Raw genomic sequence first — 10627 nt, 5'->3', positions numbered from 1 at the left:
TAAAGAACTTCCGCCTACCTTTATAACTCCTGTTATCCCTGTAAGCGGCTGCAAATATACAGGGCTTTTTTACTCCCACAAGCAAAAATTAAAAGTTTTTTAAAGAAATCTTAAATACCACTTGAAAAGCCTTCTTTTTGAAGCCTTTATATTTCCTAAAATTTTTCGAAGACCGACTAAAAGAAAGCGCACATCTGATTGATCATAAATTCTAGTATATATAATAAGGACAAAACCCTACATTGTTTTATTAGCCCATTTTTATATTCCTGCGGTATTGCGCAACCAAAGTCAACCTGTTATCTTTGCGCATTAATCAGTTTAGAAATCAAAAGAATGATCCAGGTTAGTTTGCCAGACGGCAGTATAAAGGAATTTGAAAAGGGAACCACTCCTATGGAGGTAGCTAAAAGCATAAGCGAAGGCCTTGCCCGAAATGTTATTTCAGCTAAATACAAAGGAGAAACCGTTGAAACCTCCACTCCACTTCAGGAAGATGGCGACCTTGTTCTTTATACCTGGAAGGATAAGGAAGGTAAAAAAGCATTCTGGCACTCCACCTCACACGTTATGGCTCAGGCCATCGAGGAGCTGTACCCAGAGGCTAAACTTACTATTGGCCCTGCCGTGGAGAATGGCTTTTACTATGATGTGGATTTCGGAGAAGAAAAGCTCTCTGAAAACGATTTTAAAAAGATCGAAAACAGAATGCTGGAAATCGCAAGGGAAAAGCACGACTTTAAAATGCGTGAGGTCTCCAAGGCTGATGCACTGGAGTATTATAAAAAGCAAAATAACCCATTTAAGCTTGAGCTTATAGAGAAACTCCAGGACGGAGAAATCACTTTCTGTGATCATTCTAATTTCACCGATCTATGCCGGGGAGGTCATCTTCCAAATACCGGATTTATAAAAGCGGTGAAGTTAATGAGCGTTGCCGGTGCTTACTGGCGAGGGGATGAAAAAAATCCACAACTTACCAGGGTTTATGGAATTTCATTCCCAAAGCAAAAGGAATTAAAGGAATACCTCGAGCTTCTCGAGGAGGCTAAAAAACGAGACCACCGAAAATTAGGAAAGGAACTCGAGCTTTTTACCTTTTCCCAAAAGGTGGGTCAGGGCTTACCCCTATGGCTCCCCAAAGGGGCGGCTTTAAGAGAGCGCCTGGAGAATTTTTTAAAAAAAGCCCAGAAGAAAGCCGGTTATGAGATGGTTGTGAGCCCACATATCGGGCAAAAAGAACTCTATGTCACTTCCGGTCATTACGCCAAATACGGAGAAGACAGTTTTCAGCCCATTCACACACCAAATGAAGGAGAGGAATTCTTGCTCAAACCGATGAATTGTCCTCACCACTGTGAGATCTACAACGCTTCTTCCTGGAGTTATCGTGACCTTCCCAAGCGATTTGCCGAATTTGGGACTGTTTATCGTTATGAACAAAGCGGTGAATTGCACGGGCTAACCCGGGTGAGAGGCTTTACTCAGGATGATGCTCATATTTTTTGTACTCCGGATCAATTAGATTCCGAATTCAAAAAAGTGATAGACCTTACCTTATATGTATTTGATTCATTAGGTTTTGAAAACTTTACCGCCCAGGTTTCCCTGAGGGATCCCGACAATAAGGAAAAATATATCGGCAGTGATGATGTTTGGGAAAAAGCTGAAAACGCTATCCTCAACGCAGCAAAGGAAAAAGGTCTTAATTATGTCATAGAAACTGGTGAGGCTGCTTTTTATGGACCAAAGCTGGACTTTATGGTTAAGGATGCTCTGGGAAGAAGTTGGCAGCTAGGTACCATCCAGGTAGACTACAACCTGCCAGAGAGGTTTGATCTTACCTATAAAGGCAGTGACAATGAGTCACATCGCCCGGTAATGATACATCGTGCACCATTTGGAAGCATGGAAAGATTTATCGCTATCCTGCTAGAGCATACGGCCGGGAACTTCCCGCTATGGCTAATGCCTGAACAGGCTATCATTCTCTCGCTCAGTGAGAAGTATGAAAAATACTCACAAAAAGTTTTAACTTTGCTAGAAAATCACGAAATTCGCGCCCTAGCGGATAACCGGAACGAAACCGTTGGGAAGAAAATTCGGGAAGCCGAAGTAAACAAATTCCCCTACATGTTGATTGTAGGAGAACAGGAAGAGAAAGATGGTACAGTTTCTGTACGAAAACGCGGGGAAGGAGACCTGGGATCAATGTCCCCTGAAGCCTTTGCCGAAATAATAAATAAAGAAATAAGAGAAACGTTAAAGACGTTTGAAGTTTAATTAAAATACGATAGCCATAGCAATACGTAGAAAAAGATCAAAGCGACCGCTAAGAGAAATTAAAGAAGATCAACACCGGATCAATAAAAAGATTCGTGCTGATGAAGTACGCCTGGTAGGCGATAATGTAGAAATGGGAGTTTACCCTACACAAAAGGCTCTGGAAATTGCTGATGAGCAAGGCCTGGATCTGGTAGAAATCTCTCCAAACGCTAAGCCACCCGTGGTTAAGGTGATGGACTACAAAAAATTTCTCTATGAACAGAAAAAACGCGAGAAAGCCTTAAAGGCCAAAGCGAGTCAGGTAGTGGTAAAAGAGATTCGTTTTGGACCCAATACCGATGATCACGATTATGAGTTCAAAAAACGTAATGCTGAAAAATTCCTGAAAGACGGAGCTAAACTAAAAGCATTTGTATTCTTCAAAGGAAGATCCATCGTGTTTAAAGATAAAGGAGAAATCTTACTCCTTAGATTAGCCCAGGATTTGGAAGAATTAGGTAAAGTAGAACAAATGCCTAAACTGGAAGGCAAAAGAATGACCATGTTCCTTGCCCCCAGAAAGACTAAATAAGAATAAGAGAGTTAATTATAAAAGAAGAAGAACATGCCTAAAATGAAAACAAAATCCAGTGCCAAGAAGCGTTTCAAGCTTACAGGTACAGGTAAGATTAAAAGAAAGCATGCGTTTAAAAGTCACATCTTAACCAAGAAGTCTAAAAAACGTAAGTTAGCCTTAACGCATAGTACTTTGGTACACGATGCTGATAAGGATAATGTTAAACTTCAGTTACGTTTAAAGTAAGCTGAAGCCCTTAACGGTTTAAACAATTTAAAAACCCTGGAGTTGGGCAAAACCTTAAACGGTTTTAGGAAAGTGTCAAAGATCGACCGCCTGCTACAAAAAAATTAAAATTATGCCAAGATCAGTAAATTCAGTTGCGAAAAGAGCCAGAAGAAAAAAGGTTCTTAAGCAAGCAAAAGGTTACTTCGGACGTCGTAAAAACGTTTGGACAGTTGCCAAAAACGCGGTAGAGAAAGCTATGCTTTATGCATACAGAGACCGCAAAACCAAAAAACGTAATTTCCGTTCACTATGGATTATGCGTATAAACGCTGCAGCCCGTGAACACGGTATGTCTTATTCTCAGTTTATGGGAGGAGTTAAAGCAAACGGAATCGGTTTGAACCGTAAAGTTCTTGCCGATCTTGCGATGAATCAGCCCGAAGCTTTTAAAGCAATAGTAGACAAAGTAAAATAAACAAAATTATACTCTCTTAGAAAGAAGCCCGGCGAATAACCGGGCTTTTTTATTTTTCACCTGTTATGGTGATGACCAGGCTTCTTCGTCTTGCATGGTCTCTATGTTCACAAAGATAAATTCCTTGCCAGGTACCTAAATTTAATCTTCCATTTGTAATGGGTATTTGCAGGGCAGTCCCCAGTAAAGATGCTTTAATATGTGCCGGCATATCATCTGGTCCTTCCACCGTATGTTTATAATATGGCATGTTTTCCGGAACCATTTTATTAAAATGACTTTCAAAATCTTCTCTCACTGTCGCATCTGCGTTCTCATTAATGGTCAATCCAGCCGAAGTATGTTTAATAAAAATATGAAACAGCCCGATTTTAAAGTCCTTGATTTCCCTTATTTCTGACAGAATTTCATCCGTAACCAAATGAAATCCTCTCGATTTTGCATTCAGTCTTATTTCTTTCTGAAATACTTCCATTGGTATTTTTTTATTTTTTAAGTTTTTTGAGGCTTCTTCTTTGCGGCAGGAAACAATACATTATTTAATATTAACCGGTATCCCGGGGAATTAGGATGAAGAGAGAGTTCTGTCTTAGGATCTCCAACCCTATGCTGGTAATCTTCCGGATCGTGGCCACCGTAAAAGGTAAAGAAACCCTTTCCTTTTATACCATGAATATACCTGGCTTCCCCATTTAATTTACTTTCTCCCATTATCAGTACATTGGGTTTGACATTTTCGGGGTTAAAAGCCGTTGTTTGTCCCATAAAACCTTTTACAAGCCGGGTATGGTTCTGTGTTAACATCGTTGGCACAACGTCCCATTTTGCAGAGAAGTCCATAAGGGTAAAATAATCGGATTCCCTGGGAATTTGTCGGCGCTCTGTCATATCGATAGATGAAAATTCGTATACCATCGGGCTGCGCTCCAGAATAAAATCCGTAAAAGCAAAGGTCTTATTAAAATCTATTTTGGACTGGTAACCTGGCTCGCTGGGATCCCCATCAAACATAGGCTCTGCGATATCGACTCCTTCGGCTGATAAAGCAATATCAAAACTATCAGTAGCACTACACATGGCAAACATAAAGCCCCCTCCGATGACGTAGTCCTTTATTTTAAGAGCCACATCCAGCTTTTGCTCGGATACTTTGGCATAACCCAATTTCTCTGCCATGGCCTCGGCTTCCTGCTTTTCTTTGATGTACCAGGGTGTGGTTCGGAAAGCACGATAAAACTTCCCATACTGACCCGTAAAATCTTCGTGGTGAAGATGAAGCCAGTCATAACGAACCAGTGCATCACTGAGGACCTGCTCATCATAAATCGTCTCATAAGGAATTTCCGCATAGGTAAGAACCATAGTTACCGCATCGTCCCAGGGCCTGGCATCTCCTGGGGAATAAACCGCGATCTCTGGGGCTTTCTCAAGCATCACGTTTTCCATGTTTTGAGAAGGACTCGATATTTCCTTGAGGATATCAGAAGTCTTTGCATCACTAATAAGTTCAAAGGAGACTCCCCTTATCCTGCATTCCTTCTGAAAATTCTCTGTATCGGAGACCAGGAAAGATCCTCCCCGGTAATTAAGGAGCCAACGCACTTCCAAATCTTCCTCCAGGGCGTAATAAGCTAACCCGTAAGCTTTCAGGTGATCGCTTTGCAAATCATCCATGGGGATTAGAATATTAGATGATAGGACCGAAAAAGGCGCAAAACTTAAAAGGAATACAAAAAGAAAGGGTCGTACCCTGGAATTGGCAAACCCTTTCAAAATGTCGAATAAAAAATAACTGCCTGGAGCAGAAAAAAAATATATCTTAAAAAGGCACTTCGTTATCGTCTTCATTATTAAAATCATCATTCATTGAGCTTCCAAAGGCTTCATCGGCACTTGGACTCGGCAGGTTACCACCGCCAAATTCCTGAGATTCATCTCCTCCACTATTCATCTTGGAATGAAATTCAAATGGCGAATCGAATTCATCTAAGTTATCAAATTTACCAAGATGCCCAATGAATTTCAACCTGATATTTTCCAGTCCCCCGTTTCTGTGTTTGGCCACAATAAATTCTCCCTGACCTTCGGTTGGGGTACGCTCCTCATCATCCCATTCATCAATTTTATAATATTCGGGACGATAAATAAATGAAACAATATCTGCATCCTGCTCGATGGCTCCAGATTCCCTCAAATCGGAAAGCAAAGGTCTTTTACTTCCTCCTCTCGTTTCCACTGCCCTGGAGAGCTGTGAGAGGGCAATGACCGGAACATTCAATTCTTTAGCTAGCGCTTTAAGGTTCCGTGATATTGTTGAAATCTCCTGCTCCCGGTTACCGCCCCCTTTTTGTGAGCCACCGGCGGTCATTAATTGCAGGTAATCAACCACGATCAGTTTTATGCCGTGCTGGGAGGCAAGCCGCCGTGCTTTTGCTCTTAGGTCGAAAATAGAAAGCGATGGTGTATCATCAATAAACAACGGAGCTTTTTCAAGGTCCTTTACCTTTACATTTAACTGCTCCCATTCATGTTTTTCCAGGTTTCCGGTTCTTAATTTTTCTGAAGACAGACCGGTCTCCGAGGAAATAAGTCGTGTAATGAGCTGAACCGAAGACATCTCCAGAGAGAAAAACGCTACTGGTATATTCTGTCCAACGGAAATATTACGGGCCATAGACAAGGTTAATGCCGTTTTACCCATACCAGGACGCGCCGCCACGATAATAAGGTCACTGGGCTGCCATCCCGAAGTCAGCCTGTCGAGTTTTTCAAATCCTGAGGGAACACCGCTAAGACCCTCCTTATTGGATATTTCCTGAATTCGGTTCTTGGCCTGAATAACCAAACTCTGTGCAGTCTCGGTAGATTTCTGAATATTTCCCTGGGTGACCTCATAGAGTTTTGCCTCAGCATTGTCCAGAAGATCAAAGACATCGGTACCTTCATCATAAGCCTCCTCAATAATTTCGTTAGAGATCTTTATAAGACTTCGCTGAATGTATTTCTGAAGAATTATTCGCGCGTGAAACTCAATGTGTGCCGAGGAAGAGACCTTCTGAGTTAATTGAATGAGGTAATAATCGCCACCCACTTTATCAAAATTTCCATCTTTCTTTAATTGATTGGAAACCGTTAATAAGTCGATGGCCTCGGTGTTCTCAAAGAGTTTATGTATGGCCTCAAAGATTAATTTATGGGCGTTCTTGTAGAAGGCATCAGCATTGAGGATATCTATAATTTCATCTACCCCCTTTTTATCGATCATCATAGCCCCCAGCACAACTTCTTCTAAATCAACAGCTTGAGGAGGAAGCTTTCCTTTTTCAAGGTTTATCACATTGGATTTTTGATATTTAAAACTTTGGGGGGAAGTCAATTTTTCCATAGCACTAAAGTAAATAAAATGTTAAGAGGGTCTTAAGAAAACCAACTTGAGTTAATCCACAAGTCATCAACATTTTGCCTGTTAATAACTCGGTAATCTTGTTAATAAGGGTAAAAAAATCCGAAACTGAATGTTTCGGATTTTTATCAGGTTATGTTAATTAAGGACTCAGCCTTTAAAAACTCCCATGCTTAAATATTTATCCATTCTTTTTTCAACAAGATCTGCTGGTGATAAGTTTTTAAACTCCTCATAAGAGGAAGAAATAGCCTTTTTTACCGTTTCAAAGGTTTCCTCTCTCTGGCTATGAGCACCCCCAAGAGGTTCCTTTATGATCTCATCGATAAGCTTTTGTTTTTTCATATCCGCAGCGGTCAGTTTCAGCGCATCTGCCGCCTGTTCCTTGAATTCCCAGCTCCTCCATAAAATGGAAGAACAAGATTCAGGTGAAATAACCGAATACCAGGTATTTTCCAGCATGAGAACTTTATCCCCGACACCAATTCCCAGGGCTCCACCACTTGCTCCTTCCCCTATAATAACTACAAAGATCGGTACTTTGAGGCGGGTCATTTCTAAAATATTCCTGGCAATGGCCTCCCCCTGCCCACGTTCCTCGGCTTCCATACCGGGATAAGCTCCGGGAGTGTCCACGAAGGTGACCACCGGCACCCCGAATTTCTCTGCAGACTTCATGAGCCTAAGTGCTTTGCGGTATCCTTCCGGGTTGGCCATCCCGAAATTCCGGTATTGTCTTGTTTTGGTATTATATCCTTTTTGCTGGCCGATGAACATAAAGCTTTGATCATCGATCTTTCCAAGTCCACCAATCATCGCTTTATCATCTTTTACATTCCTGTCACCATGAAGTTCCAGAAACGTATCTCCGCATATAGCGTTAATATAATCCAACGTATATGGTCGGTTGGGATGCCTGGAAAGCTGCACTCTTTGCCATGCAGTAAGGTTCTTGTAGATCTCCTTTTTCTTCTCCTTCAGTTTCTTCTCAAGCTGTTTGCAGGTAGCAGTAACATCCACTTCACTTTCTGAACCTATATTACAAGCTTTCTCGTACTGTTCTTCTAACTCTTTAATGGGTAATTCAAAATCTAAATATTCCATAAGTAGTTATGGGTGTTTTTTATTAGCTTACAAATATAACAAACTTTAAAAGGAAGATTTCCTATGATTCTACAATATTTTATCAATGAAATTTCAGGCCCTATCGCTTGGCCTTTAGCAGAAGATAAACAGCTAGTATCCCGAAACTTATATTAGGAAACCACACAGCCACAAGGGGTGAGAAAGTCGACTGCTCCGCCATTGTCCCAAATACTTTATCGAAGAAAATAAATACAAAGGCCAAAGTGATTCCCAGGGCCAGGTTCACCCCCATACCGCCCCTTCTTTTAATGGAAGAAACGGCCACTGCAATGATGGTTAGAATAAAGGCTGAGACCGGGATACTCCATCTTTTGTAGGCTACCACCAGGTAACGATTAACATTTCCCGAGCCGCGGCGCCGTTCCTGGGCGATAAATTCGTTGAGTTCCGTATAATTTAGCGTTTCCGCGATATAGTTTTCCGGGGTTAGCTCATCAAATTCAAAAGGTAGGATAGTATCTACCGTAGTTTCATGAATGATCTCATCTCCATCTTCTCCAATAATTCGTTTATCAAATACACTTAAGGTATAGGTAGAGTCTTCTTCATTGTATTTAAGGCGGGAGGCGCTTATTTTAAATTTAAGCTCATTCCCATCGAAATGTTCCAGGGTAAAGTTCCGCGCTGTTTTTGTTCTAGGTTGAAAATGGCTGGCATAGATATATTCATCATCATTAATCTGCCTGTAAACATCATTAGTCTCCTGGATCTGTGCGCCCTTTTTAAGATATTCATATTTAAACTCATTAAAACCCTTACTGGCTTTAGGGGCCAGATACATACTTAGAACCAGGGCAAAAACACAAACAATCGTTGCCCCAATCAGGTAAGGTCGTAAAAACCTGTAAAAGGAAACTCCACTGCTTAAAAAAGCGATGATTTCGGTATTATTGGCCAGCTTGGAAGTAAACCAGATTACGGATAGAAAAAGGAATAACGGAAAAAGCAGGTTGGCAAAATATATGGTAAAATCCAGATAATACAAGACCACCTCCATAAAGGGTACCTCATTCTCCAGGATCTTATCGATCTTTTCAGCAAGGTTTACGGTTATACCAATAGGTATAAACAGCAATAACATCAGGAAAAAAGTTCCCAGATAGCGCTTCAGTATGTACCAGTCAAGGATCTTCAATTTATAAACGCTTATCCATTTGTTTTACCATTTTATCCTTCCAGGCTGTGAAATCCCCTGCTAAGATATGCTTTCTGGCCTCTCTCACCAACCAGAGATAAAAACCAAGATTATGGATCGTTGCAATTTGCTTGCCAAGCATTTCATTAACGGTAAACAAGTGTCTTAGATATGCCCTGGAATATTCTGTATCCACCCAGGTAATTCCCATCTCATCTAAGGGAGAAAAATCATCATGCCACTTCTTATTCTTGATATTAATCGTACCATGAGCCGTAAAAAGCATTCCATTTCTTGCATTCCTTGTTGGCATCACACAATCAAACATATCTATCCCCAAAGCAATATTTTCCAGGATATTTATAGGCGTTCCTACCCCCATGAGATAACGGGGTTTATCTTCAGGTAGAATCTTGGTAACCACCTCGGTCATCGCATACATTTCTTCTGCAGGTTCCCCCACAGATAAACCTCCTATGGCATTGCCCTCTGCTCCAACTGAAGCGATATATTCGGCTGATTGCGCTCTAAGGTCTTTATAGGTACTGCCCTGGACAATCGGGAACAGGGTCTGTTCAAAGCCGTAAAGCGGTGCTACTTTATCGAGATGACTCACGCACCGGTCCAGCCAGCGATGCGTCATATGCATCGAGCGTTTGGCATAGCGATAATCACAGGGATAAGGAGTGCACTCATCAAATGCCATAATAATATCGGCTCCTATGGCCCGCTGAATTTCCATCACATTTTCCGGGGTAAAGGTATGGGAAGAACCATCTATATGAGATTTAAATTTCACCCCTTCTTCCTTTATCTTTCTTCTTGCAGATAATGAATAGACCTGGTACCCACCGCTATCGGTAAGAATGTTCCGATTCCAATTCATAAACTTATGAAGACCACCAGCTTTCTTTAATATTTCGGTTTGTGGCCTAAGATATAGGTGATAGGTATTTCCTAATATGATATCCGGATTAATATCTTCCTTAAGTTCTCTTTGGTGTACTCCTTTTACAGAGGCCACAGTACCCACGGGCATAAATATAGGGGTCTCAATTTTACCGTGATCGGTCGTAATGGTTCCGGCACGGGCTTTACTACCGGCATCGGTAGTTAATAAATCAAATTTCATAGTCATATTTAAATCGCTGCAAAGATACTCAACTAAAAATCAAATTGAAGCCGCTTAAAAAGCTAAATTGTTAGTTACTTGAACCTCAAAGTTAATAACTGGGCTTTCGGGGCTTTGTCAAAGCTATTTAAAAGCCTATTTTTGTGGCCATTATTTAAACAACACAATATTATAATGTCAGACATTCAGGAATTAAAAGACTTTGCCACGCAGGTGCGCAGGGATATTTTAAGACAGGTACACAAGGTTAATTCGGGACACCCCGG

The 10627-nt window shown here is 41.1% G+C and carries 10 protein-coding genes and 1 pseudogene; 5 read left to right on the top strand and 6 right to left on the bottom strand.

Features of this window, described 5'->3' with window-relative positions; all coding sequences use genetic code 11:
• Positions 1 to 336 precede the first annotated feature (336 nt).
• The 4 genes from thrS to rplT all read left to right on the top strand — a co-directional run bounded on the left by thrS (position 337) and on the right by rplT (position 3545).
• On the top strand, positions 337 to 2283 hold the full coding sequence (gene thrS / locus ACW6NC_RS15985) for a threonine--tRNA ligase (RefSeq protein ID WP_457867565.1): 1947 nt from the start codon (positions 337 to 339) through the stop codon (positions 2281 to 2283).
• A gap of 58 nt (positions 2284 to 2341) precedes the next feature.
• Positions 2342 to 2857 (top strand): translation initiation factor IF-3, encoded by a 516-nt coding sequence (infC, locus tag ACW6NC_RS15980; RefSeq protein ID WP_457867567.1) that lies wholly within the window; start codon positions 2342 to 2344, stop codon positions 2855 to 2857.
• A 33-nt stretch (positions 2858 to 2890) separates the two neighbouring features.
• Positions 2891 to 3088, top strand: a complete 198-nt coding sequence (gene rpmI / locus ACW6NC_RS15975) for a 50S ribosomal protein L35 (protein ID WP_011708523.1) — start codon at positions 2891 to 2893, stop codon at positions 3086 to 3088.
• 112 nt (positions 3089 to 3200) lie between these two features.
• Entirely contained in the window at positions 3201 to 3545 is a 345-nt protein-coding gene (gene rplT / locus ACW6NC_RS15970) for a 50S ribosomal protein L20 (protein WP_457867563.1), read from the top strand.
• A 49-nt stretch (positions 3546 to 3594) separates the two neighbouring features.
• Here rplT and ACW6NC_RS15965 read toward each other — a convergent pair whose 3' ends face one another.
• From ACW6NC_RS15965 to tgt, 6 genes are all read right to left on the bottom strand, one after another.
• Positions 3595 to 4020 (bottom strand): secondary thiamine-phosphate synthase enzyme YjbQ, encoded by a 426-nt coding sequence (locus ACW6NC_RS15965; RefSeq protein ID WP_457867561.1) that lies wholly within the window; start codon positions 4018 to 4020, stop codon positions 3595 to 3597.
• A 17-nt stretch (positions 4021 to 4037) separates the two neighbouring features.
• Positions 4038 to 5219, bottom strand: coding sequence for an asparagine synthetase B (locus tag ACW6NC_RS15960; protein ID WP_457867559.1), 1182 nt, complete (start codon positions 5217 to 5219; stop codon positions 4038 to 4040).
• Positions 5220 to 5364: 145 nt separating this feature from the next.
• Positions 5365 to 6930, bottom strand: a complete 1566-nt coding sequence (gene dnaB, locus ACW6NC_RS15955) for a replicative DNA helicase (protein WP_457867557.1) — start codon at positions 6928 to 6930, stop codon at positions 5365 to 5367.
• 168 nt (positions 6931 to 7098) lie between these two features.
• Positions 7099 to 8052, bottom strand: coding sequence for an acetyl-CoA carboxylase carboxyltransferase subunit alpha (locus ACW6NC_RS15950; RefSeq protein WP_457867555.1), 954 nt, complete (start codon positions 8050 to 8052; stop codon positions 7099 to 7101).
• A 100-nt stretch (positions 8053 to 8152) separates the two neighbouring features.
• Positions 8153 to 9229 carry an LptF/LptG family permease gene (locus ACW6NC_RS15945; RefSeq protein ID WP_457867553.1) on the bottom strand — a complete coding sequence of 359 codons (1077 nt, stop codon included), beginning with the start codon at positions 9227 to 9229 and terminating at the stop codon, positions 8153 to 8155.
• 1 nt (position 9230) lies between these two features.
• On the bottom strand, positions 9231 to 10361 hold the full coding sequence (gene tgt, locus ACW6NC_RS15940) for a tRNA guanosine(34) transglycosylase Tgt (RefSeq protein WP_457867551.1): 1131 nt from the start codon (positions 10359 to 10361) through the stop codon (positions 9231 to 9233).
• A 174-nt stretch (positions 10362 to 10535) separates the two neighbouring features.
• Between tgt and ACW6NC_RS15935 the strand changes: the two are divergent.
• Positions 10536 to 10627: pseudogene (locus ACW6NC_RS15935) on the top strand (transketolase); the annotation flags it as partial.

The organism is Salegentibacter profundi, from assembly GCF_054121475.1.
Note: the sequence above shows the minus strand (reverse complement) of the source record. Positions and strands in the feature narration are given on the sequence as shown.